Origin of the sequence: Streptomyces sp. NPDC006335 (genome assembly GCF_040612795.1) — a bacterium.
Classification (GTDB): Bacteria; Actinomycetota; Actinomycetes; order Streptomycetales; family Streptomycetaceae; genus Streptomyces.
In genome coordinates, this window is record NZ_JBEXQX010000005.1 from 1 (window position 1) to 22,016 (window position 22,016).

The 22,016-nt window shown below is 71.3% G+C and carries 20 protein-coding genes; 7 read left to right on the forward strand and 13 right to left on the reverse strand.

Translation table 11 applies throughout. The features are described from left to right. Nucleotides 1-195: 195 nt before the first annotated feature. Nucleotides 196-924 carry an L-ribulose-5-phosphate 4-epimerase AraD gene (gene araD / locus ABZ098_RS16245; protein ID WP_356591456.1) on the forward strand — a complete coding sequence of 243 codons (729 nt, stop codon included), beginning with the start codon at nucleotides 196-198 and terminating at the stop codon, nucleotides 922-924. A gap of 28 nt (nucleotides 925-952) precedes the next feature. Here araD and ABZ098_RS16250 read toward each other — a convergent pair whose 3' ends face one another. Next, nucleotides 953-2,095, reverse strand: a complete 1,143-nt coding sequence (locus ABZ098_RS16250; RefSeq protein WP_356591458.1) for an exo-alpha-sialidase — start codon at nucleotides 2,093-2,095, stop codon at nucleotides 953-955. A gap of 228 nt (nucleotides 2,096-2,323) precedes the next feature. On the opposite strand from ABZ098_RS16250, the gene ABZ098_RS16255 reads away from it, so the two are divergent. Beyond that, nucleotides 2,324-2,911: a hypothetical protein gene (locus tag ABZ098_RS16255; RefSeq protein WP_356591460.1), complete on the forward strand. Its 588-nt coding sequence runs from the start codon at nucleotides 2,324-2,326 to the stop codon at nucleotides 2,909-2,911. Nucleotides 2,912-3,050: 139 nt separating this feature from the next. Here ABZ098_RS16255 and ABZ098_RS16260 read toward each other — a convergent pair whose 3' ends face one another. Together ABZ098_RS16260 and ABZ098_RS16265 are read right to left on the reverse strand one after the other, a co-directional pair. Further along, nucleotides 3,051-5,069, reverse strand: a complete 2,019-nt coding sequence (locus ABZ098_RS16260) for a HEAT repeat domain-containing protein (RefSeq protein ID WP_356591462.1) — start codon at nucleotides 5,067-5,069, stop codon at nucleotides 3,051-3,053. Between the two features lie 137 nt (nucleotides 5,070-5,206). Continuing rightward, nucleotides 5,207-6,862, reverse strand: coding sequence for a DNA alkylation response protein (locus ABZ098_RS16265; protein WP_356591464.1), 1,656 nt, complete (start codon nucleotides 6,860-6,862; stop codon nucleotides 5,207-5,209). 72 nt (nucleotides 6,863-6,934) lie between these two features. Between ABZ098_RS16265 and ABZ098_RS16270 the strand changes: the two genes are divergently transcribed. Beyond that, on the forward strand, nucleotides 6,935-7,693 hold the full coding sequence (locus ABZ098_RS16270) for a PaaX family transcriptional regulator C-terminal domain-containing protein (RefSeq protein ID WP_356591466.1): 759 nt from the start codon (nucleotides 6,935-6,937) through the stop codon (nucleotides 7,691-7,693). Nucleotides 7,694-7,756: 63 nt separating this feature from the next. On the opposite strand, the gene ABZ098_RS16275 is transcribed toward ABZ098_RS16270, so the two are convergent. Together ABZ098_RS16275 and ABZ098_RS16280 are read right to left on the reverse strand one after the other, a co-directional pair. After that, the gene (locus tag ABZ098_RS16275; RefSeq protein WP_356591468.1) at nucleotides 7,757-8,560 is read right to left on the reverse strand and encodes a pectate lyase; all 804 of its coding nucleotides are present in this window, start codon (nucleotides 8,558-8,560) and stop codon (nucleotides 7,757-7,759) included. A 44-nt stretch (nucleotides 8,561-8,604) separates the two neighbouring features. Continuing rightward, nucleotides 8,605-9,582 (reverse strand): polysaccharide lyase family 1 protein, encoded by a 978-nt coding sequence (locus ABZ098_RS16280; protein WP_356591469.1) that lies wholly within the window; start codon nucleotides 9,580-9,582, stop codon nucleotides 8,605-8,607. A 373-nt stretch (nucleotides 9,583-9,955) separates the two neighbouring features. Here ABZ098_RS16280 and ABZ098_RS16285 point away from each other — a divergent pair, with 373 nt between their 5' ends. Both ABZ098_RS16285 and ABZ098_RS16290 read left to right on the forward strand, forming a co-directional pair. Then, complete coding sequence (locus ABZ098_RS16285) at nucleotides 9,956-11,071, forward strand: hypothetical protein (RefSeq protein WP_356591471.1); 1,116 nt, start codon at nucleotides 9,956-9,958, stop codon at nucleotides 11,069-11,071. Between the two features lie 57 nt (nucleotides 11,072-11,128). Further along, nucleotides 11,129-12,391, forward strand: coding sequence for a PHB depolymerase family esterase (locus tag ABZ098_RS16290; RefSeq protein WP_356592315.1), 1,263 nt, complete (start codon nucleotides 11,129-11,131; stop codon nucleotides 12,389-12,391). 112 nt (nucleotides 12,392-12,503) lie between these two features. Here the strand turns inward: ABZ098_RS16290 and ABZ098_RS16295 are convergent, their stop codons facing one another. Both ABZ098_RS16295 and ABZ098_RS16300 read right to left on the reverse strand, forming a co-directional pair. Further along, nucleotides 12,504-13,892 carry a nucleobase:cation symporter-2 family protein gene (locus tag ABZ098_RS16295; protein WP_356591473.1) on the reverse strand — a complete coding sequence of 463 codons (1,389 nt, stop codon included), beginning with the start codon at nucleotides 13,890-13,892 and terminating at the stop codon, nucleotides 12,504-12,506. Between the two features lie 93 nt (nucleotides 13,893-13,985). Further along, nucleotides 13,986-15,329: an FAD-dependent oxidoreductase gene (locus ABZ098_RS16300; RefSeq protein ID WP_356591475.1), complete on the reverse strand. Its 1,344-nt coding sequence runs from the start codon at nucleotides 15,327-15,329 to the stop codon at nucleotides 13,986-13,988. Between the two features lie 189 nt (nucleotides 15,330-15,518). On the opposite strand from ABZ098_RS16300, the gene ABZ098_RS16305 reads away from it, so the two are divergent. After that, a complete protein-coding gene (locus tag ABZ098_RS16305; RefSeq protein ID WP_356591477.1) occupies nucleotides 15,519-15,995 on the forward strand; it encodes a DUF6214 family protein in 477 nt (158 codons plus the stop codon). 27 nt (nucleotides 15,996-16,022) lie between these two features. Here the strand turns inward: ABZ098_RS16305 and ABZ098_RS16310 are convergent, their stop codons facing one another. Next, complete coding sequence (locus tag ABZ098_RS16310) at nucleotides 16,023-16,691, reverse strand: DUF305 domain-containing protein (RefSeq protein ID WP_356592317.1); 669 nt, start codon at nucleotides 16,689-16,691, stop codon at nucleotides 16,023-16,025. A gap of 96 nt (nucleotides 16,692-16,787) precedes the next feature. Between ABZ098_RS16310 and ABZ098_RS16315 the strand changes: the two genes are divergently transcribed. Continuing rightward, nucleotides 16,788-18,290 carry a hypothetical protein gene (locus ABZ098_RS16315; protein ID WP_356591479.1) on the forward strand — a complete coding sequence of 501 codons (1,503 nt, stop codon included), beginning with the start codon at nucleotides 16,788-16,790 and terminating at the stop codon, nucleotides 18,288-18,290. On the opposite strand, the gene ABZ098_RS16320 is transcribed toward ABZ098_RS16315, so the two are convergent. The 5 genes from ABZ098_RS16320 to ABZ098_RS16340 all read right to left on the reverse strand — a co-directional run bounded on the left by ABZ098_RS16320 (nucleotide 18,278) and on the right by ABZ098_RS16340 (nucleotide 21,959). Continuing rightward, nucleotides 18,278-18,952: a helix-turn-helix domain-containing protein gene (locus tag ABZ098_RS16320; RefSeq protein WP_356591481.1), complete on the reverse strand. Its 675-nt coding sequence runs from the start codon at nucleotides 18,950-18,952 to the stop codon at nucleotides 18,278-18,280. The two genes, ABZ098_RS16315 and ABZ098_RS16320, sit on opposite strands and share 13 nt — an antisense overlap. A 237-nt stretch (nucleotides 18,953-19,189) precedes the next feature. Next, nucleotides 19,190-19,882, reverse strand: coding sequence for an HAD-IA family hydrolase (locus ABZ098_RS16325; RefSeq protein WP_356591483.1), 693 nt, complete (start codon nucleotides 19,880-19,882; stop codon nucleotides 19,190-19,192). A gap of 9 nt (nucleotides 19,883-19,891) precedes the next feature. Beyond that, nucleotides 19,892-20,410 carry a hypothetical protein gene (locus tag ABZ098_RS16330; RefSeq protein WP_356591485.1) on the reverse strand — a complete coding sequence of 173 codons (519 nt, stop codon included), beginning with the start codon at nucleotides 20,408-20,410 and terminating at the stop codon, nucleotides 19,892-19,894. Further along, on the reverse strand, nucleotides 20,407-21,078 hold the full coding sequence (locus ABZ098_RS16335) for a phosphatase PAP2 family protein (RefSeq protein ID WP_356591487.1): 672 nt from the start codon (nucleotides 21,076-21,078) through the stop codon (nucleotides 20,407-20,409). The genes ABZ098_RS16330 and ABZ098_RS16335 overlap by 4 nt, the downstream gene beginning before the upstream one ends. Before the next feature lie 350 nt (nucleotides 21,079-21,428). Further along, nucleotides 21,429-21,959, reverse strand: coding sequence for a DUF5134 domain-containing protein (locus ABZ098_RS16340; RefSeq protein ID WP_356591489.1), 531 nt, complete (start codon nucleotides 21,957-21,959; stop codon nucleotides 21,429-21,431). Between the last annotated feature and the right edge of the window lie 57 nt (nucleotides 21,960-22,016).

Consider the following 22,016-nt stretch of genomic DNA (forward strand, 5'->3'; position numbering starts at 1 on the left):
ACCACACCGTCCTCAGCTCCGCCGTCGACCTGGAGACCCTGAGCGACTACGCCGCCATGACCGGCGTCGAACTGCTCACCATCGACGAGCACACCTCCACCGAGCAGTTCGCCAAGGAGATCCGCTGGAACGCCGCCTACCACCGACTCGCCCAGGCCCTGTGACCCCCACGACCGGCACCGAAGGAGACCACCGATGAGCGTGCCCGTCCGCGAGGGCCTGCGCCAGGAGGTACTGGAGGCGAACCTCGCCATCCCCCAGGTCGGGCTCGCCACCCTGACCTGGGGCAACGTCAGCGGCGTCGACCGCGAGGCGGGCGTATTCGTCATCAAGCCCTCCGGGGTGCCCTACGACGCCCTGACCCTCGACGACCTGGTCACCGTGCGCCTGTCCGACGGCGCCGTGGTCCACGGCGACCTGCGCCCCTCCACCGACACCGAGACCCACCGCTGCCTGTACCGGGCCTTCCCGTCGGTCGGCGGGGTCACCCACACCCACTCCACGCATGCGGTTGCCTTCGCCCAGGCCCGCCGCGACATCCCGGTCCTGGGCACCACCCACGCCGACACCTTCAACGGACCCATCCCCGTCACCCGCGACCTCACCGCCGAGGAGTGCGCCAAGGACTACGAGTACAACACCGGCGTCGTCATCGTCGACACGCTTCAAGGAGCGGACGAGCGGGCGGTGGAGGTCCCCGCCGCCCTGGTCGCCGGCCACGGCCCCTTCACCTGGGGCACCAGCGCCCGCAAGTCCCTGGAACACGCGATCATCTGCGAAGCCGTCGCCGACATCGCCCTGCACACGCTGTCCCTGAACCCGACGGCACCGCCGCCCGCCCACCTCCTGGAACGCCACTACACCCGCAAACACGGCCCCGACGCCTACTACGGCAACCCGGAGGCGCCACTCCCGAAACGGTGACCGGGAATCCGGAGCGGCCCCGTCAGGATCACGCGACCACCGCCGCCCGCACACACAGCACGTCCGGCAGGTGCGAGGCCAACTGCCGCCAGCTGTCGCCGTCGTCGGCCGAGGCGTACACCTCGCCGTTGCGGTTGCCGAAGTAGACGCCGGCCGGGTCCGCGTCGTCCGTGCACATGGCGTCCCGCAGCACCGTGCCGTAGTGGTCCCCCTGCGGCAGGCCCGCCGTGAGCGGTTCCCAGGTCTTGCCCGCGTCCGCCGTGCGGAAGACGCGGCACCGGCGACCTGCCGGGACGCGGTCCGCGTCGGCGTTGATCGGGAAGACGTACGCCGTCTCGCCGCGGTGGGGATGGGCGACCGCGGCGAAACCGAAGGTGGACGGCAGTCCCTCGCCGATGTCCGTCCAGTGGGCCCCCGCGTCGTCGCTCCGGTACACACCCCAGTGGTTCTGGAGGTACAGCCGGTCCGGATCGGCCGCGTCCCGGGCGACCTTGTGCACGCACTGACCGAACTCCGGGTTCGGGTCGGGCAGGAACACCGCGGAGACACCGGAGTTGGACGGCTCCCAGCTCGCGCCGCCGTCCTGGGTGCGGAACACCCCCGCCGTGGAGACGGCCACCGTCACCGCGCGCGGGTCCCGCTTGTCCGTCAGGACGGTGTGCAGACCCTCACCGCCGCCGCCCGGCACCCACTTCGAACGGGTCGGATGCTCCCACAGGGGCCGGACCAGCTCGAAACTCTCCCCGCGGTCCTCGGAGCGGTACAACGCGGCCGGTTCCGTGCCCGCGTACACCACGTCCGGCTCGGCCGCCGCCGGGTGCAGCTGCCAGACCCGCTCCAGCGAGGCGCCGGTGTCCTTGGGGAACTTCACGGCGGGCCGGCCCGGCTCCGTCCAGGTGCGGCCCAGGTCGTCGGAGTGGAACACCGACGGCCCCCAGTGCGCGCTGTCGCCGCCGACCAGCAGCCGCGGGCGCTCGCCCCGGGTGTCGATCGCCACCGAGTACACGGCCTGCGCGTTGAAATACGGACTCTCGTCGAACTCCCAGGTGCCGCCTCGCTCGCGCCCGATGAACAGGCCTTTGCGCGTCCCCACGGCAAGCAGCTTCTCAGCCATACCGATCACCTCCGTGACGTCTTTGTCCCAGACACCGGCCAGTCTGCACCCCGCCACTGACAGTCACCTCTGGAAACGGCTTCACCGCAGGTCAGGGCGGGGATGGTAACCGGCTGCGGCGATTGACGGGCGGCTTTCGGCAAGATGCCCGCGGCGGTGGGCGGCCCCTGGGACCGTCGTGACGGAGAACTCGCCGTGAGCCGTGAGCATCGAGGGGGGCTCTCCCGTATGGGAGGTCGGTCCGGCATGTTCGTGCGCCCGTCGCTCGTGAGGAGGATGCCCTCGATGGCGTTCCGTGGTCCCAAGGTCTGGCTGTGGCGCTGGCGACGCAATCCGCTCAGACGCCGCGCCGACGCCGTTGAGGCGTGGGTCGTGCTCGGTGCCTGGCTGCTCACCGTGGCGGCCGGGGTGCTCGCCGGTCTGGGGGTGAGCGGGGCCGTCGAGCACCAGCTCGCGCTGGAGCGCGTCGAGTGGCGGCCCGTCGTGGCCCGTCTCGCCGACCGGGCGCCCGGCGCGGCCGACCCGGCCACGTCGAGCGGTGACCGGGTGTGGGGCAAGGTGGCCTGGACCGGGGCCGACGGCTCGGCCCACACCGGTCAGGTGCGCGTCGAGCCCGGCAGCACCCAGGGCACTCCCGTCACCGTCTGGACCGACCCCGAGGGCCGCCTGATGACCCAGCCCGCCACCGAGGGCCAGGCCAGGATCCGCGCCGCGATGATCGGCGTACTGGTCGGCGTGAGCACCGCGGCCGTCCCCTTCGTGGGGGGCCGAGTCCTCCGCGGCCGGATGGAACGCCGCCGCCTCGACCAGTGGGACACGGACTGGGCGCACTTCGGACCGCTGTGGGGCGGGAGGCGGGCCGACGGGAGGTAGCCCGGCAGGCGGGGCTCCCGGCGTGGAGTGAATGGGTCGTCCCTCGGGCGGACCCGCCCGGTGTGCGGTTCGCGGGTGACACCTCGCGAACCGCACACCGGGATCCCGCCGCCCTCCCCCTCCCCCGCGTGAGCCGCCCCTACCCGGCCCCCAGCACCTCCGCGCAGGCCCGCACCAACCGCTCGTCGTCCCGCACGTCACGGCTGCCGTACCCGCCGGACGCCGATGCCAGATGCCGTCGCCGGGCCGCCAGTTCGGCACGGAGGAGATCGTGGAGTGGCGTTCCGGCAGGTCCTAGGGCGGCGAGGCAGGCGGTCACGGCCCGGCGGGTGTACGGATTCTCCGTCCAGGCCGTGCGCAGGACAGGCGCGACCCGCTCCCCGTCCCCGGAGATCCGCCACACCGCGCACGCGGCGGACACCCGCTCCCACAGGTCGTCCGCCAGGACCATCCGCCGCAACCCCGGCAGCGCGTCACCGGCCTTCGGCCCACAACGCGCCAACGCCTCCGCGGCCGCGCGCCGCCCAGGCCGCCCCTCCGCCAACTCGGGTGTCAACACGGGCAGTACGGCCGACGCGTCCCCCTCAACGGACCACAGCGCCCTCGCGGCGGCCACCGCGTACTCGGTCTCCAGCAGCTCACGCAGCACGGGTACGACCAGGGAGGGCGCAGCGCTCCCGAACACCCCCAGAGCGCGGACAGCCGCCTCGACCACGGCGTCCCGCGACCGCAGCCGCACCGGCAGGCCCCGCACCAGCCGCAGCACCTCGGGTACGGCCTCCGCGTCGCCCAGCGCGGTGAGCGCCGACAACAGCGGCACGGCCCGCTCGCGTGCCCCGGCGGAGTCCGGCACGACCTCGCCCAGCCGTCGCCGCAGTGCGGGCGCGAGCGGGGCCGCCCCGGGGCCCAGGTGGCCGATCACATGGCCCAGGTCGGCGGGTACGACCGCACCGGCCAGCACCTGCGCCAGCACCGGCGTCGCCCGGGAGTCCCCGCTCCTGGCCAGAGCCTTGAGCGGACCGCCCAGTGTCGGTGCCCCGCGCTCCCGACGCCTCACCCACAGGTCCGGCCGGGACGTCACCAGGGCGGCCAGATCGTCGGCGGCGGGGGCGGCCAACCCGAACAGGTCCTCCAGGACGGACACCGCGGCATCGCGCAACCTGTCCTCCTCCGCGGCCAGTTGGGCGCCGATCAGGGTGACGGGCTCGGCCCAGTCGCCGCGCCACTCGCGGAACAGCCCCGCCGACATCCACACGGCGTTGCAGCGGTCGACGGCGTCCGGAGCGGTCAACTGCCCCTTCAGAAGGGCAGTGCGCTCGTCGAGCCGGTCACCGAGCCCGCGGTGCAGGGTCCGCAGCAACTGCGAGCCCTCCTCGTCCGAGGGTCGCAGCCGTCGTAACCGCCGCGCGAGGGTGTCGGCGTGGGCGCAGCCGATGCCGTCGCGTCCGGTGGACCGCAGCGCGGACCGTTCCCTGAGCAGCCCGACGGCGACCGTCACCAGGTCGGGCGGGAGCCGCTCGGGGGCGCAGCCGGCGAGCTGGCCGAGGGCGGCGAGCCGCAACCCGGGGCCGTAGGGCGCGCGGCTCTGTGCCGTCAGCAGCTCCAGGGCCCCGGCCGCGTGCCCGGGATGCCGCCGTACGAAGAGGCCCAGGCTCTCGGTGAGGGCCAGCAGGACCCGGTCGTCCCGCTCCTGCGCGCAGCGCTCCCGCAACAGGCCGAGCACACGGTCCGGTTCGTCCAGGAACCGCACGAGGGCCCCGGGGGCGGCCCGGCGGACGCAGGGGTCGGCGTCCCCCGCCAGGCGGACGAACACCTCGGCGCCGGCGCGCACCCCGGCCAGGGCCCGCGTGCGGACGCCCTCGGTGCCGTCGTCCCGGCACTCGCTCTCCGTCCCGATGCTGACGAGGAGTTCGACGATGCCGGCCCGGTCCGCGACCTGTCCGCTCGCCACGAGCGCGAGCAGAAACGGAACGCAGGCCAGGGTCGAGTCGTAGACGTCCCCCTGGTGGTGCACGGCGCCGTACACCCCGTCGAGGGCGGTCTCCCGCTCGACCGGGTCCGCGGAGGCGAGCCCCCGCAGCAGTCCGGGCACGTCCGCCGCACTGCCGTACGCATGCCGCAGCGAGGCCCAGTCGACCTCGTCGATCCCCGTGAACACGTTGTCCTCCCCAGGCGAAGTGCCAACTGATCGGAGTCTGCACCACGGGACCGACAACGAAGCGGAATCATCGTGTGACGCTGAGCGATCCGGACAGGGAGGTGGTCCGGTTTTCGCCAGGAGGCCCTGGAACGGCCTCAGTTGTCCCCGGGCAGGGCCCTCCGGAGGACCGCGTCCACGTCCGCGCCGTCGGGCAGCGTGCCGAAGGAGTGCCCCCAGTCGCCGCCGAGCCGGGTCGCGCAGAACGCGTCGGCGACCGCCGAGGGGGCGTGCCGGACGAGGAGGGAGGCCTGGAGCGTCAGGGCCATGTGCTCCACCAGTCGGCGCGCCCCCGCCTCCGACGCCGTGTCCAGCAGGCCCTTGAGGCGGGCGACGGCCGAGTCCAGGCGGGCGTTCGCCCCCTGGGCCAGGGCGAGTTCGCCGAACAGTGCCTGAACGGTGTCCGGCTCGCGGCGCAACGCCCGCAGGACGTCCAGGGCGTTGACGTTCCCGGAGCCCTCCCAGATCGACAGCAGGGGCGCCTCCCGGTAGTGCCGGGGCATGCCCGAGTCCTCCACGTAGCCGTTGCCGCCGAGGCACTCCAGGGCCTCCGCGGTGAAGGCCGGACCCCGCTTGGTGACCCAGTACTTGCCGACCGCGGTGGCGATACGGCGGAACGCCTGCTCGCCGCTGTCGCCGCGCACGGCCCGGTCGGCGGCGCCCGCCAGCCGCAGTGTGAGTGTGGTGGCGGCCTCGGACTCCAGCGCCAGGTCGGCCAGGACGTTGTGCATCAGCGGCTGGTCGATCAGCCGGGCGCCGAACGCGCTGCGGTGCCGGGCATGATGTCCCGCCTCCACCAGCGTCTTCCGCATCAGGGTCGCCGACATCATCACGCAGTCCAGCCGCGTGCAGTTGACCATCTCGATGATCGTCTTGACGCCCTGGCCCTCCGGTCCGACCAGCCACGCCACGGTCGCGTCGAACTCGGGCTCGGAGGAGGCGTTCGACCGGTTGCCGAGCTTGTCCTTGAGGCGCTGGATGCGGAAGGTGTTGCGGCCGCCGTCCGGCAGGACGCGCGGGACGAGGAAGCACGACAGTCCGCCGGGCGCCTGTGCCAGCACCAGGAACACGTCACACATCGGCGCCGAGGTGAACCACTTGTGCCCGCGCAGCGTGTACAGCCCGGACTCCGAGGTGGGCGTGGCCGCGGTGGTGTTCGTCCGGACGTCGGAGCCGCCCTGCTTCTCAGTCATCCCCATGCCCGCGAGCAGGCCCAGCTTCTCGGTCGGCACCTTGAGTTCCGGCTCGTACTCCCGACCCGTCAGCAGGGGTTCGTAGACCTTCGCCAGCTCCGGCTCCTTGCGCAGCGCCGGGACCGCCGCGTACGTCATCGACGTGGGACATCCGTGGCCCGCGTCCGTGTGACCCCACACCAGGCCGCCCGCCGTGCGCGCGACATGGGCACCCGTACGGTCCTCCGCCCACGGTGAGCCGGCCAGGCCCTCGGCGACGGCGGTTCGCATGAGGTGATGCCAGCTCGGGTGGAAGTCGACCTCGTCGACCCGGTTGCCGTACCGGTCGTGGGTGCGCAGCACCGGCTCGTGCCGGTTGGCCTGATCCGCCCACTCCTGCGCCTCGACGCTGCCGGCCCGCAGACCGAGCCGACGGATGCCCTCCTCGGCCCAGTCGGCGCCCTCGCGGCGCAGTCCTTCCAGCAGGGCGGTGTCGTCGGAGGCGTCATAGGGGGCCAGGGGAGGGGGCTGGTTGGTGACGGTGTGGGTGGCGGCCTGTTCGGGCGCGGGGAGGGAGACCATGGGCTCAATGTTGCACTTGGTCTGCGGTCGTAGCAATAGTGCAACAAGAAGGGAGCCGTACAGTACGTGACCATGCGGAGGAACGTGTCGGAGCAGGCCGGTGAGGTCGACCTGCGGCCGTTGTCGGCCCGGTCGGTCGTGCTGAGCTTGCTGCTCGGCGCGCACCCGCCGGAGATGCCGGTGAAGGACCTCGTCCGCGCGGTGGAGCCGTTCGGGGTCGGAGGGTCCACGCTGCGTGCCGCGCTCAGCCGGATGGTGAGCGCCGGTGACCTGCGGCGCGCCGACACCGTCTACGGCCTCAGCGACCGGCTTCTCGCCCGTCAGCGCCGTCAGGACGACTCGGTGCACCCCCGCACGCGCGCGTGGAGCGGCGACTGGGAGATGGTCGTGATCACCGCGACGGGGCGCGGACCGGCCGAACGCGCCGAACTGCGCGGACGGCTGACCGCCCTGCGGCTCGCCGAACTCCGCGAGGGCGTCTGGCTGCGTCCCGCCAATCTGCTCCGACCGCTCCCGGACGACCTCGACGGGGTCGCCCAGCGCTGCACGGCCCGCCCGGCCGGTTCCGGTCCCGAGCTTGCGGCCGCGCTGTGGCCCCTAGACGACTGGGCGGCCGGCTCCCGGGCGCTGCTCACCCATGTCGCCCGCGCGGACCTGCCCGCGGACCGGCTCACCGGCTTCGCGGCGGTCGTACGCCATCTGCTGACCGATCCGGTACTGCCGCCCGAGCTCCTGCCGCCCGGCTGGCCGGGCGCCGAACTGCGCTCCGCGTACGCGGCCTATCAGCGGGAGCTGGCGGACACGGTGCCCCAGGACCGCCTCAGGACATGACACGGCGGCCGTGCCAAGCGCCGTGCGGGGACGCTTCGTACGGCCGCCTTCACTGCCGAGCGGCTACCTGTAGGTGATGTCCGACGTCGCGTACTTGCAGTAAGTACCGTCGGGTCCTGAGCCGTTGGTGGTCGGCTCCTTACCGGTGTTGTTGCCGATGTACTTCTGGCACGGGACGATCTTCTTGCTGGAGTCGCCCACGATCGTGATCTTCTTCAGGGTCGCGCTGTCGCCGTAGTTGGTGTTGATGCCGACGAGCTTGTTGCCCGAATAGGTCGCCTCGATGGTGTTGAGGTTGATCGTCCGCTTGTACTGCGTCGAGCAGTTGCCGCAGGAGCGGACGAAGGTGCCGAAGTTCTGCACCGCGAAGTTGGAGATGTTCAGCGTGCCGGCGCCGTTGAACTGGAACACCTTGTCGCTGGCCGACCGCGCGCCACCGCCGGAGACGGTGTACACGTTCGACGACGAGGAGCCGCGGAAGGTCGCCGCGTCCTCGCCGACGTCCTCCCACCACACGTTCTGCAGCGTGCAGCTTCCCGCGCAGTGGATGCCGTCGGCGGCGGGGGCGCCGATGATGACGTTCTTGAGGACGGTGCCGGCGGCCAGGTTCAGGATCGGCCCCTGGTCCTCGTCCTGGCTGCCGCTGCCGAGGTCGCCCGTGCCGTACAGGCGCTTCATCCCGTAGTCCTTGGTGCCGGACAGCTGGATGGTCGAGGAGACGCCCTGGCTGCCGTTCGCGGTGGGCCAGGTGGCGGCGCTCGCCGTCGGCGCATTGAGAGTCATGATCATGCCAACCGAGAGGCCGAACGCGGCCGCGGCGCCGGTCAGCGCGCGCCTACGCGCGCGTGGACGTGCCGAAGAAGTCATGTCCCGATTCCTTCTTCCATGTGGGGGGGATGGGTTGGGGGTGGTCAGAGCTTTCCGGCGCCCGCGCCGCCCGTCACCGAGGTGACGACGGAGGACGCGGGCTCGGCGGTGTAGCTGTACGGAGCGGTGGTGAAGGTGCCGACCTGGGAGACCTCGGTGGCGGCTCCGCCGAGGTCGTTGCCGCGCAGGTTGGCGTAACCGTCCACGTCACTGTTCCGGTTCGTGGTGACAGCGACTCCGGTACTGCGGAAGACGTTGTTCTCCACGAGCATCTGGGCGCCCATGCGCGAGTGCACCGCGGTCTCGGCGCCGACGACGTAGTTGTCGTAGAAGTGCCCGGTGCCGAAGCGCAGACTGGGGATGCGCGAGTTGACGTTGTTGAACCAGTTGTGGTGGTACGTCACCTTCAAGTGACCGGTGTCCTGGCTCGCGTTGTTGTCGCTGTGGCCGACGAGCGAGCCCTTGAAGTGGTCCTTGAAGGTGTTCCAGGAGACCGTGACGTTGTCCGAGCCGTGGTTGATGTCCAGCAGCCCGTCGTAGTAGTCCTTGTCGTGATTTCGGTCCGCCGAGAAGGAGTTGTGGTCGATCCACACCTTCGTCGAGGCCTGCACCTCGATGCCGTCGGCGGGCGCGAGGGGCTTGCTGATGTTCAGGTTCCGGACCACGACGTTCGTGACCTTCTTCAGCCGCAGCCCGCCGCCGGTGAACCCGGAGGAGGAACCGACGCCCAGCACCGTGGTGTTGGAGCCGACGTCGACCGTCCCGCTCAGCGGGATCAGACCGTTGACCTTGACGACCTTCGCCGTGCTTCCGGTGACGGCCGTCTTGAAGGCGCTCAGCGTGGAGACGGTGACCGCGGAAGCGCTGCCGCCGCCGGTCGTTCCGGCGCCGAAACCGATGGGGGAGGTCTCGGCGGCCCCGGCCGGCTGCGGGATGGCCAGGAGGGCCGCCGTCGCGAGCGCGGCCGCACCGGCGGCCAGAGCGGATCTTTGCGCGTGTGTACGTGGGGGGCGAGTACGCATGCGGGTGCGTCCCTTCGTGGTGCCTGCCTGACACCTGGTTGGTCATGTACGTGAAGATTGTTCTCCATGGTGAACCGTGCATGCAGTGCAGAGCGGCAATGTGCGGCCCCGGTGTACGGAGTCGGTCACATCGCTGAACGGAACGTAGAGGGCAAGCGCTTTCTGGTCAACGCTTTGCGCAGAAGACATTCGGCCACTCGGGCGGGGGAGGGGTGTGTCGGTGCGGGCGAATTCTTTCGACGTGTGGGAGCGCTTCCATGGCGGCCATGTGCATGCCACCATGCTCGCCGGACGCTTCCCTTCCGAGTACGTTCCGAGACCTTCCGAGTACGTTCCGAGACCATCGAGGGGTGAGTCGGTGCTGCCTCCACACATGCGTACGTTCGCCAGCGGCCTGGTGCTCACCACGCTCGCCCAGGACATCACGAGGCTCATCGACGGGAAGGGCGGGAGGGATGGCGGGGGCGGGCAGGTGGACGCGGGTGAGCGAGCCGCCCTGCTTCCGGGGACCTTCGGCCGGCCCTCCACCGGCAAGCCGAAGGGCCATGAGCCGCACGTCGGTCATCCGGCGGCACCGGAGCCGTGCGCCGGCCTTTCGACCGGCTTCGAGCTGGGCGTCGGCGCTTCGACCGGCGTCGAGCTGGGCGTCGGTCATCGGGCGGGCCGGGAGCTGGGCGTCGGCGCTTCGATCGGCTTCGAGCTGGGCGTCGGTCATCGGGCGGGCCGGGAGCTGTGCGTCGGCGCTTCGACCGCCTTGGAGCCGTGCCTCGGCGCTTCGACCGGCGTCGAGCCGTACGCCGGCCCTTCGGCCGCCCCCGTCAAGGACCCGGTGGCCTTCCGGTACCGGAACCGTCGGCACGTCCACGGGCCGACCGCGGACATCGCCGACGCGTGGGGTCCCGCCCGCGCGAGCTGCGCCGACCGCGCCCGGGCAGCTGAGGCGCCCCTGAACTTCCCGGCCGCCCACCAGAGCGTCGGTGACCGGTACGAAGCCGCGCCGAGGAAGCTCCCGTGCCCGGTCCACCGAGCCGGTTCGCCCGCGTACGCCACGTCCAAGAAACCGACGGATCCCGGCAGTGGGAGACGCCGGGGCGCCCCTCTCCTCGACCGTGAGCCCCAGGTCCTCGCGGAAGCCATGATGCCGGGGTATGTGGTGCCGGCGGCGGTCCGGGACGCCGGCGAGGACGCACGCCGACGGGCTCGTCCCGGGACCGCCGACAGTCCGGGCGGCACGCCGACGCCACGCGCCGACACCGAGACGGACACCTTCACCCGCTCCGACAACGTGACGCTTCAGCCCGTCCGCCCCGCTCGGACCAAGCACTTCAGCCTGGGCGGGACGAGCCACGAGGGAGCCCACCGGACCTCGGCCCTCAGCCCCTGCCGACTGTGCCATCCCGACCGGGGCCCGGCCCCGACCGTGAGCGACGACTGCTCCCGACTGCCGTGCCGGCCGCCCCTGTCGACCCAGACCAACCCATCCTGCTGATCCTTCCGAGAGAGGGGCAAGGACGTGCCCACCACCCCCAGACGACCGCTGAGTTCGGTGCTGACAGCCCTGCTGGCGTTAGTCGCGGCGGCGCTCTTCGCCGCCGTCCCCACCGCGTCGGCCCGCACGGCGGCCGCCCCCACGGCGACCCTCACCGAGATCACCGGCTTCGGCACGAATCCCAGCAATCTCCAGATGTACCTGTACGTGCCGGACAACGTCACAGCGCACCCGGCGGTCGTCGTGGCCGTGCACTACTGCACCGGCTCGGGGCCGGCCATGTACAACGGCACCGAGTGGGCCCGACTGGCCGACACCTACGGCTTCGTGGTGGTCTACCCCTCGGTCACCCGGTCCAGCAAGTGCTTCGACGTGTCCTCGCCGCAGGCACTGAAGCGGGGCGGCGGCAGCGACCCGGTCGGCATCAAGTCGATGATCGACTGGACGGTACGGACCTACTCCGCCGACACCACCAGGATCTACGCCACCGGCATCTCCTCCGGCGCGATGATGACGAACGTCCTGCTCGGCGACTACCCGGACGTGTTCGCGGCGGGCGCGGCCTTCTCCGGCGTCCCGTTCGGCTGCTTCGCCACGACCGACGGCTCCGAGTGGAACAGCGCCTGCTCGGGCGGGACCATCACCCGCACCCCGCAGCAGTGGGGCGACCTGGTCCGCGCCGCCTACCCCGGTTACACCGGCACCCGGCCGCGCATGCAGGTGTGGCACGGCACCGAGGACGACGTGCTGCGCTACCCCAACTTCGGCGAGGAGATCAAGCAGTGGACGAACGTCCTCGGCGTCAGCCAGACCCCGGCGGCCACGGACACCCCGCAGTCCGGCTGGACCCGCACCCGCTACGGTGCCACCGGTGACCGGGCCCCCGTCGAGGCGATCAGCCTCCAGGGCGTCGGCCACAACCTGTACGCCAACGGGATGGCCGCCCGCGCGCTCACCTTCTTCGGTCTGGACAGGTCGGGCCCGGCGCCCCAACCCCAGCCGGGCGCCTGCAAGGTGACGGCCACGACCAGCGCCTGGAGCACCGGTCTGACGGCCTCGGTCACCCTCACCAACACCGGCACGACCCCGATCAACGGCTGGCAACTGGCCTTCACCCTGCCCACCGGCCAGACCATCACCAACGGCTGGGGCGCCACGTACTCCCCGTCCTCCGGCGCGGTGACGGCGACGAACGCGACGTACAACGGCACGATCGCGCCGAACGCGAGTGTCAGCATCGGCTATCAGGCGAATCACGGCGGGAACAGCGCGGCGCCGGGTGCCTTCAAGCTCAACGGGACGGCCTGTACGGCGAGTTGAGGACTCACCGGCGGTAGTGGCCCTCCGGCGGGACGTTCCGGCGCAGTGCGCGGGCGTCCCGCCGGAGGGCGTGCCAAGGGGAGTCGAGAGGAACGTCCTGCGCCGGGACGAACTAGACGATCTCTTCCCGGGGCTTCTCGACGCCCTCCTCGGCGCCGCCGCCCGCCAGGCCGTCCGGATCGGGAGCGACTGACCCCCCCTTCGCCGACAGGTGGTTGAAGAGCAGGTTCAGCACGATCGCCGTCAGACAGCCCGCACTGATCCCGCTGTTCATCACCGTCTGGAACCAGTCGGGGAACTTCTCGTAGATCGTCGGCACGCCGACCGGCAGCACGCCCATGGCCACCGACACGGCCACCACCGTCAGGTTGTTGTTGCCCCTGAAGTCCACCTCGGTGAGGGTCCTCAGGCCGCTCGCCGCGACCGTCCCGAACATCACCAGGCCCGCCCCGCCCAGCACCGGCGCGGGTATCGCCGCGACCACCGCGCCCAGCTTGGGCAGCAGGCCCAGCAGGACCAGGATGCCGCCGGCCGTGGCGACGACCCAGCGGCTGCGCACCCGGGTCATGCCGACGAGGCCCACGTTCTGGGCGTACGCCGTGTACGGGAAGGTGTTGAAGACGCCGCCGAGCACGGTCGACAGGCCGTCGGCACGCAGGCCGTCCGACAGGGAGCGCGGCTCGAGCCGGCGGTCCGTCATCTCGCCGACCGCGATCAGGTCACCGGTCGTCTCGGTCATCGTCACCAGTGCCACGACCAGCATCGACACGATCGCCGAGAACTCGAAGGTCGGCGCCCCGAAGTGGAACGGCGTGCTGATGCCGACCCAGTCCGTGTCCCCGACCGCGTCGAAGTCCGTGAACCCGAAGGGGACGGCCACCGCCAGGCCCACCCCGATGCCGATCAGTACCGCGATCCGGCTCAGGAACGCCGGCGCGAACCGCTGCACACCCAGCACCACCGCCAGCACGAACACGGCCAGCGCGATGTTCCTCGGCGCGCCGAAGTCGGCGGATCCGGCGCCGCCCGCCACCCAGTTGCCCGCGACCGGCAGCAGGGAGATGCCGATGATCAGGATCACCGTGCCCGTGACCAGCGGCGGGAAGAAGCGGAGCAGCTTGCCGAAGACCGGTGCGAGCAGCATGATCGCGAGGCCGGCGACGATCACCGAGCCGTAGATCGCGGGGAGTCCGCCGCCCGTCGTGCCGACCAGCACCATCGGGGACACGGCGGCGAAGGTGCAACCCTGCATGATCGGGAGCCGTACGCCGAAGCGCCAGAAGCCGACGCACTGGATGAGGGTGGCGATGCCGCACACCAGCAGGTCGGCGGTGATCAGATACGCCAGGTCCGCCGGCGACAGCTTCATCGCACTGCCGACGATCAGGGGGACGGCCACGGCGCCCGCGTACATCGCGAGGACGTGTTGGAGTCCGAAGGCGGCGAGCTGCCGTACCGGGGGTATGTCGTCGACGGGGTGCACAGGGGTGGTTTGGGCCATGTCCGAGACCGTAGGGGTGTTGAACAGTTTGTTGATTTCGGGGGTGTTGCCGGTTCGTTGCCCGGTACGGGCCCGCCGTGGTTTGGCGGGCCCCTAGTGGACGTTTCCCCGCACCGCGTTCATCAGGGACTGCCAGTCGGGGAGCTTCACCACGCCTCGGCCCAGGGATGCACCGAGCTCCGCCTCCGCTCGCTCTATCGCGCACCAACCGGCCCACTCCACCGGTTCGATCCCCTCCGCCCGCAGGGCGTCCAGCGGGTCCCCGGGCAGTTCTTCGTGTACGAGTCCGGGGGCGTCCTCGAGCAGCGAGGTCACCGTCTCCTTGGCGTCCGGGCGGTTGGTGCCGATGACGCCGGTCGGGCCGCGCTTGATCCAGCCGGCCACGTACTCGCCCGGGACGGGGGAACCGCCGCGCACGACACGGCCGTCGACGTTGGGCACCGTGCCGCTCTCCGCGTCGAACGGCAGCCCCTCCACCGGCATGCCCCGGTACCCCACCGAGCGCAGCACCAACTGGGCCTCGATCTCCTCGAACTCACCGGTGCCGCGCACGCCGCCGCGTCCGTCCGGCACCGTCCGCTCGAAGCGGACCGCGCCCACGCGACCGCCGTCGGCGAGGACTTCGACGGGACGCAGGAAGAAGCGCAACGAGATCCTCCGGGAGGACGGCCGCGACTCCGTGGCCGCCCAGCCGCGCAGCACCTCCACGTTCCGGCGCTGTGGCGCGGACAGGGCGGAGGGGTCGAGGTACGCCGGATCCAGCGCCAACTCCTCCGCACGTACGGCCACTTCGGTGCCCGGGAGTGAACCCAGCTCGCGCAGCTCCTTGGTGGTGAAACGGGCCTGGGAGGGACCCCGCCGACCCACCATGTGGACCTCCCTCACCCGGCTGGCCGCCAGCGCGGTCAGTGCCGGATGCGGGATGTCGGTCGGGCTGAGCTCGGTCGTCCCGCGTGCCAGCATCCGCGTCACGTCGACGGCGACGTTGCCGACACCGATGACCACCGCCGACCGGGCGCCGGCCACGAAACCGTCGGCCGTGGAGTCGGGGTGCGCGCTGTACCAGGACACGAACTCCGTCGCCGACCAGCTTCCCGGCAGCTCCTCGCCCGGGATCCCGAGATGCCGGTCGGTGGCGGCGCCCACGCAGTACACGACGGCGTGGTACAGCTCGCGCAGCCGCGCGGCCGGCACCCCGCCGGGGCCGATCCCGACACCGCCGACGAACCGCACCCGCTCGTGCTCCAGGATCGTCCGCAGGTTGTTCTGGAGCGATTTGATCTTCTCGTGGTCCGGTGCCACTCCGTAGCGCACCAGGCCGTACGGGCACGGCAGCCGGTCCAGGACGTCGACGAGCACGTCGGGGTCCTGCTGGACGAGGCTCTGGGCGGTGTAGCACCCGCTGGGCCCGGAGCCGACGACGGCGACACGCAGCACGGCGGAACTCCTTACGAGAGGAGTCGCTGACACCTCCAGGATCGCACCCTCGGTGCTGCTCTGACAGGGTGCCGCAGTGGCCCGGGCACGCGTGTCCGTTCGTATGGAATGTGATCATGCGGTTACGTTGCGTGTGTGCTAGAAGCATCCTTTCTTAATCTTTCTGATCGTTGTCCGACGGACGGCAGCGTGTCCGTGTGGCCCGCGTGGGAAGTGCGGGAGGACGACGGCGCGATGGCGTGGTTCACCGTCCGGCTGGTCTTCTCCGACGGCGCCCGGGTCGACGCGCTCGCCGTGGTGGCCGAGGGGGGCGTCTTGCTGGAGGACGTACGCGCGGTGCCGGCCCTGTCGCTGGACGACCTGGGCGCGCTCGCGGACTGGATCGAAGGGCCGTTGTTCGAGGCATGCGGGAGGCTTCCCGGAAGGGAACCCGCGACGGAAGCCGAGGCCGAGGCGGGCGGACCGCGACGTGCTCGCCCCGCGTGGCCGCGCGGACCGGAGGGGCGGTGGCTGGTGGCGCAGGAGTACCGGGCCGCCCAGGAGGACGGCGTCGACCCGGTCCTCGCCGTGATGTGCGCGACCGGGCACAGCCGCCGCAAGTCGCTCAGGCTCATCTCCCAGGCGCGCGACGCGGGCTATCTGACGCCACGTCACGCACGGCGCTGAGACGGACGGTCGGGTCGGCCGGTCCGTTCAGAGCATGTTCCGCATGCGGTTGATCTCGCTCGTCTGCTGGGCCACCACGTCGTCCGCCATCTCCTCGATCCGGATGTTGTTGCCCTGACCCTTCACATCCGTCGCCATGGTGATCGCTCCCTCGTGATGAGTGATCATCAGGGTGAGGAAGAGCTCGTCGAACGCCTTCCCCTTGACCGCGCGCAGCTTCTTCAGCTGTGCCTCGGTGGCCATGCCGGGCATCGCGACATGCGTGTGGCCCTCGCCCTTCTCGGACTGGCCGTGGTCCTTCAGCCAGGCCCTCATCGCGTCGATCTCCGGCCCCTGCGCGGCCGAGATCCGCTCGGCGAGGGCCTTGAGCTTCGCCGACTCGGCCCGCTTCGGGGCGAGTTCGGTCAGTTCCAGGGCCTGGGCGTGGTGCGTGATCATCATCCGCGCGTACGAGACGTCCGCCGCGTTCGGGGTGTCGTCGTCGGTCCGCTGCTCCTGGGCGTCCTCAGCGGACAACGTGCGGTTCGCCTCACCGGGCTTGCCGGGTGCCAGCACCGAAGGCCCGGTCGCCGAGGCGGACTTCGCGTCCGCGTCGGAGTCGCAGCCCCCGAGGGCCAGGGCTGCCAGTGCGGCCAGGGCGGCCGTCGCGTACGGAGCGCGGCGGAAAAGCACAGTGGTCACCCGTGGTCCTTTCATGACGAGTTCGTTGCCCCCTGTTGATCTGTGCATGGTGAAGACGATACTGCGGTGACGCGTGAACCGTTCCACATGAACGGCACAGGGAGGAAAACAGTGATCCTGTTGAGTGAGTCCCGAACCCGGCACAGACGTCTGGGAGTTGCCGCGGCCGCCGCGGGTCTCCTGGCCGCGCTGCTGACCGCCGGTCCCGCCGTCGCGACCCCCGACCCCGGGGACGGCCCGGCGGCGGGCAAGGGGGTGTCCAAGAGCACCGAGGCCGAGGTGAAGGCGGCCATCGCCGACGGCGAGATACCCGGCCAGGACGAGATCGTCCACTCCGACAACATCGAGCACCTCGTCAACATCCCCAAGGACGCGCTGCCCGGCACCAATTCGGACCTGGCCTTCCAGGGCAGGTACGCCTTCTCCGGGAACTACGACGGCTTCCGCATCTTCGACATCAGCAACCCGAAGGCGCCGAAGACCGTCGCCCAGGTGCTCTGCCCGGGCTCGCAGAACGACATCTCCGTCTCCGGCAACCTGCTGTTCCTCTCCACCGACTCCTCGCGCAGTGACAGCAGTTGCAGCAGCACCACCCAGCCCGCGACCGAGAAGTCGTCGTGGGAGGGCATGAAGGTCTTCGACATCAGCGACAAGCGGAACCCCAAGTACGTCGCCGCCGTGGAGACCGCCTGCGGCTCGCACACCCACACGCTGGTGCCCGAGCGCAGGAACGTCTACATCTACGTCTCCTCGTACTCCCCGAACGCCACCTACCCGGACTGCCAGCCGCCGCACGACGGGATCTCCGTCATCAAGGTGCCGCGGAGCGCCCCGGAGAAGGCCGCGGTCGTGGGCTTCCCGGTGCTCTTCCCCGGCGAGGGCCCGGACGGCGGAGGCAACCCCGGTTCGCCCACCAACCCGGGTGTCGCCAAGACCACCGGCTGCCACGACATCACGGTGCTCCCGGACAAGGACCTGGCGGCGGGCGCCTGCATGGGTGACGGCATCCTGTTCTCCATCAAGGACCCGGAGAACCCGAAGGTCATCGACCGGGTGCAGGACAACGTGAACTTCGCGTTCTGGCACTCGGCGACCTTCAACCAGAAGGCGAACAAGGTCGTCTTCACCGACGAGTTGGGCGGCGGCGGTGCGGCCACCTGCAACGCGGAGATCGGGCCGAACCGCGGTGCCGACGGCATCTACGACATCGTCGGCAAGGGCGACAAGCGCAAGCTCGTCTTCCGCAGCTACTTCAAGATCCCCCGCCACCAGGCGGACGTCGAGGTGTGCGTGGCCCACAACGGCTCGCTGATCCCGGTCAAGGGCAGGGACATCATGGTCCAGGCCTGGTACCAGGGCGGTGTCTCCGTCTGGGACTTCACCGACTCCTCGCGCCCGAAGGAGATCGGCTACTTCGAGCGCGGTCCGGTGACCACCGAGCGGCTGACGACCGCCGGCTCCTGGTCGGCGTACTACTACAACGGCTACATCTACTCCAACGACATCGCCAAGGGCTTCGACGTCCTGAAGATCGCCGACAAGCGGACGGACGCGGCCAGGAAGGTGCGGCTCGGCGAGCTCAACGTCCAGACGCAGCCGGACTACTTCGACTGACCCCCGGGTTCGTCGCCCGTCCGGAAGAAACGCGACAGATCCGTGTCGTGCGTTCCGCCGGGCACCTCGGTGCCCGGCGGGACGCCCTGCTCCCAGTCGAGCCGGTAGCGCGTGAACAACTCCGCGCGCAGGGTCGTCATCGGCAACGGGACGTTCGGCAGCACCATCGCGTACACCGCGCCCATGAGCTGGGAGCGCAGCATCGGATAGTCGGTCTCCACCGTCTGCGAACCGTGCCGTTCCATCGTCTCCCGCAGCAGTTCGGCGAGGCGTTGCTGCTCGGGGCACTCCACGAAGCCGACGCTGTCCAGCAGGCCCGCCATGTGCTGGCGCATCAGTACCGTCCGGTCCCGGGCCAGGCCCAGGACCGCGTCGATGGCCCGGGCCATCCGCTCCCGGCCGTCCTCGGTCCGTGGCTCGCGCTCCAGGGCCTCCTCCAGCGTGCGGTGCATGAGCCGGTGCACGGCGGACTGCACGAGCTGGCGCTTGCCGGGGAAGTAGTACGACACCAGACCGCGCGCCGAACCGGCCCGGTCCGCGATGTCGCCGAGGGTCGTGGCCTCGTAACCGCGCTCGGAGACCAGCTCCAGAGCCGCCTGCAGGAGACGCTCCCGGGAACGACGGCGCAGCTCTTCGTTGACCGAGGCGCTGCGCGGGGACATGCTGGAACTCCTGCGTTGACTGGCTCTCAGCCAACTATACTCAGTGCGTCCGGACCGGTCCGAAAAAGGCCTGGTCGGGACTGCCGCCTGCTCTGGGCGACGCGGGGGATCGTCCAGGGTGGGCGAGCACAAGCCCCAATGGTGTCCTCAGGCGACCACCGTGGCGGGGTGGCCACCCCGTTTTCGGACACTTTCTTGAGGGCGAGCGGGCATCGACTGCGGGCGCCGATCGCGGTCTCAGCCCATCAGATCGAGGACGGGCCGCAGCGCGTCGGGCCGCTGTGCCGCCGGCAGATGGTCCACGAAGTGCACGCCGCAGCCCAGGGCCGCCGCGCCGCCGTCCGCCCGCCGGTCGTCGCCGACCATCAAGACGTCCCGGGGCTCGACGCCGAGCGCCGTGCAGGCGGTCTTGAACAGCCGGGGGTCCGGCTTCTGGATGCCGTGTTCATAGGACAGCACATACGCGTCGACGTAAGGATCGAGCCCGTGCGCGCGGAACACCGGACGCAGGTCCCAGCCGATGTTGCTGACCACGCCCACCTTGATCCCGCGCTCGCGGAGTGCGCGCAGCACCTCGGCGGCATCGGGGTAGGGCTGCCAGGCGGCGGGGAGCATGTGCCGGTCGTACAGCGCGTCGTGCAGGGCCGGGTCCGGCAGTGTGACGAGCCGCGAGAGCCCGGTGTAGGCGGCCCGGTGCAGCTCGGCGCTCTCGTCCCGGACGCCCCACACGGCGGCGAGCTCGTCCGGCATCGCCACCCGGGGCGCCACTCCACCGGGCAACGCCCCCACGTGCTCCAGCTCGCGCACTGCCCGCGTCAACTCGGCCTCGGCGAGGGTGAGTCCCGCCTCGTCGAGGACAGCCCTCAGCCAGGAGTCGGTGGACTCGATACGGAAGAGGGTCCCCGAGAAGTCGAACAGGACGGCAGCCATACGATGATCTTACGTGCCCGCGTTCCACTCGACGGGCAGCTGGGCCCCGCAGAACACGCAGACGAAATCCGCCTCGCGCACGATCGACCGCTCCCCGCACCCCTCGCAGCGCCGGAACACCACTTCGTGCGTGAACCGGCCGGGATGTGCGACGCCGACCCGGTCCAGAGCGCTCCCGACCGCCCGCCACGAACCGGGATCCGGGCAGTAGCCCGTGGAGTGGTTGGTCACCTCGTGCACCGCCCAGCGGCCGTCGGCCGGGGCGAAGCCCATCTCACCGGCCGCCAGCACATCGGCGCCGCCCGCGCAGGCCACGTGCTCACTCCTGCGGGGCGCGAGCCGAAGCAAGCCGTCGAGGGCGACGACGAAGGTGAAGGGCTCCGCGGTCTCGGCCGCGCCGCGCCCGGACAGCCAGCTGTCGAGCTCGGCGGCGGAGCGGATGGTCCGGCCCTCGCTGCCCGGCCGTACCGACGAGCGGAGCTCGGGCGGGCCCACGTAGCCGTAGACCCGGTCCGGGCCGTCGTTCACGGCCGGTAGCGCTGGTGGACCAGCACCGCCAGGGACACCAGCATCGCGCCCATGACCCACCCGCCGAGCACGTCGGAGGGCCAGTGGACGCCCAGCCAGATGCGGGTGAGGCCCACGCCCACGACGGAGATCACGGCGAGTGCCAGGGCCGTGAACCACAGCGCGCGGCCGACGCCGTAGTGGTGGAGGAGCCACAGGAGGAGACCGCACACGACCGTGGCCGTCAGGGCGTGGCCCGACGGGTAGGCCGCGAAGTGCGCGGTGTCGACGGGGTCGGGCCAGACGGGGCGTTCGCGGCCGACCGCGGCCTTCAGGACCTGCTGGACCAGTGTGCCCAGCGCACATGTGGCCACCAGCCATGCGGCGATCCAGCGGGCATTGCGCCGCCACACCAGCCAGATCGCCGCGACCGCCGCGAGGATGCGCATCGCCCATGGGTCCCAGACCCAGTCCGTCAGGATGCGGAAGGCGTGGGTGAGTCCGGGCTCGTCGACCGCCCACCGGTGGGTGGTGTCGGCGATGTCGTCGTCCACGGTGAGCAGAGGATGCCACTCGGCCAGGACCAGGACGAGCAGCAGCGCCGAGCACAGGGCGAGGACACCGGTCGCACGGGCGGCGGTCCGGTGCTCCGGCGGACGGGGCGGGGCGTCGACGGACTGGGTGTGCATAGTGCGATCCTCGCCGACCGATGTGGTGTGAGGCGAATTCCGGGGCTGGGCGTGCTGGACGGTCCGTTGCCGGGTTCCCTGTCCTCCGCGGGTGTATGCCCGCCCGCCCGGCACCGTCCCGTCCCGGCTTCGGCGGACGGACCGCACCAGGACCGCACGCGGACCGCACCCGGCCGTCACCCCGCTCCTGCTCCGCGGCGACACGAGCAGAACTCATGGCTTCTCGCAGAGCGGCAACACCGGTGCTCGCGTCAGAAGTTCGGCTGGCGGCCCGCGAGCGCCCGCGGCCGTCGGCCACACCCGCAACCGGTGCACCCTCGGGCCGAGCAAGGCGCGCGTCCCCGCGCGTGTCAGAGCGTCAGCAGCATGGCCACCATCGCGATGCCCATCGACAACCGGCACGCGCGCGAGAGTTCGGGACGGTCGCCCCAGCCGCCGGTGCCGCCACCGTCGGTCACCGGTATCAGGCGGGCGCCGGACAGCAGGACGTATCCCGTGAAGTAGAGGAGCAGTACGCCCGTGACCACGGGCACTCCCGAACCGCCGTGGTGTCCGGGGGAGGCCGCCATCACCACCGCCATGTAGACCATGGCCGCTGCCCCCACCAGGTGGTGCAGGTGAGGGGTGCTCGTGCGCGCCGCCCACAGCGCGCGCACCGCGGCCCCGCCGAACACCACCGCGCAGAGCGGCCAGGCCCAAGTCGGCGGGGTGAACACGGCAGCCGGTACGGCCATCGCGGCCATCCCGAAGCCCATCAGCGCCTCACCGCCCGCGGCCCGGCGCTGTTCCTCGACGCTGCTGCGCATCCGCAGCAGGCAGTACGCCCCGGTCGCCGCGCAGAGCGCGACCAGCAGCCAGCCGGGCGAAGCCGGTCCGTGCACGCCCACCTCCCCGCTCGACGGTCGGGCAAGGCATGCCCGGGCCGTGCGGCGCGCAAT

What these genes read in the sequence shown, in the direction of transcription:
- araD (WP_356591456.1), top strand. Translation starts at nt 196, where the DNA reads ATGAGCGTGCCCGTCCGCGAGGGCCTGCGCCAGGAGGTACTGGAGGCG.
- ABZ098_RS16255 (WP_356591460.1), top strand. Translation starts at nt 2,324, where the DNA reads ATGGCGTTCCGTGGTCCCAAGGTCTGGCTGTGGCGCTGGCGACGCAAT.
- ABZ098_RS16265 (WP_356591464.1), bottom strand. Translation starts at nt 6,862, where the DNA reads ATGGTCTCCCTCCCCGCGCCCGAACAGGCCGCCACCCACACCGTCACC.
- ABZ098_RS16270 (WP_356591466.1), top strand. Translation starts at nt 6,935, where the DNA reads ATGCGGAGGAACGTGTCGGAGCAGGCCGGTGAGGTCGACCTGCGGCCG.
- ABZ098_RS16275 (WP_356591468.1), bottom strand. Translation starts at nt 8,560, where the DNA reads ATGACTTCTTCGGCACGTCCACGCGCGCGTAGGCGCGCGCTGACCGGC.
- ABZ098_RS16280 (WP_356591469.1), bottom strand. Translation starts at nt 9,582, where the DNA reads ATGCGTACTCGCCCCCCACGTACACACGCGCAAAGATCCGCTCTGGCC.
- ABZ098_RS16285 (WP_356591471.1), top strand. Translation starts at nt 9,956, where the DNA reads ATGCGTACGTTCGCCAGCGGCCTGGTGCTCACCACGCTCGCCCAGGAC.
- ABZ098_RS16295 (WP_356591473.1), bottom strand. Translation starts at nt 13,892, where the DNA reads ATGGCCCAAACCACCCCTGTGCACCCCGTCGACGACATACCCCCGGTA.
- ABZ098_RS16310 (WP_356592317.1), bottom strand. Translation starts at nt 16,691, where the DNA reads ATGAAAGGACCACGGGTGACCACTGTGCTTTTCCGCCGCGCTCCGTAC.
- ABZ098_RS16320 (WP_356591481.1), bottom strand. Translation starts at nt 18,952, where the DNA reads ATGTCCCCGCGCAGCGCCTCGGTCAACGAAGAGCTGCGCCGTCGTTCC.
- ABZ098_RS16325 (WP_356591483.1), bottom strand. Translation starts at nt 19,882, where the DNA reads ATGGCTGCCGTCCTGTTCGACTTCTCGGGGACCCTCTTCCGTATCGAG.
- ABZ098_RS16335 (WP_356591487.1), bottom strand. Translation starts at nt 21,078, where the DNA reads ATGCACACCCAGTCCGTCGACGCCCCGCCCCGTCCGCCGGAGCACCGG.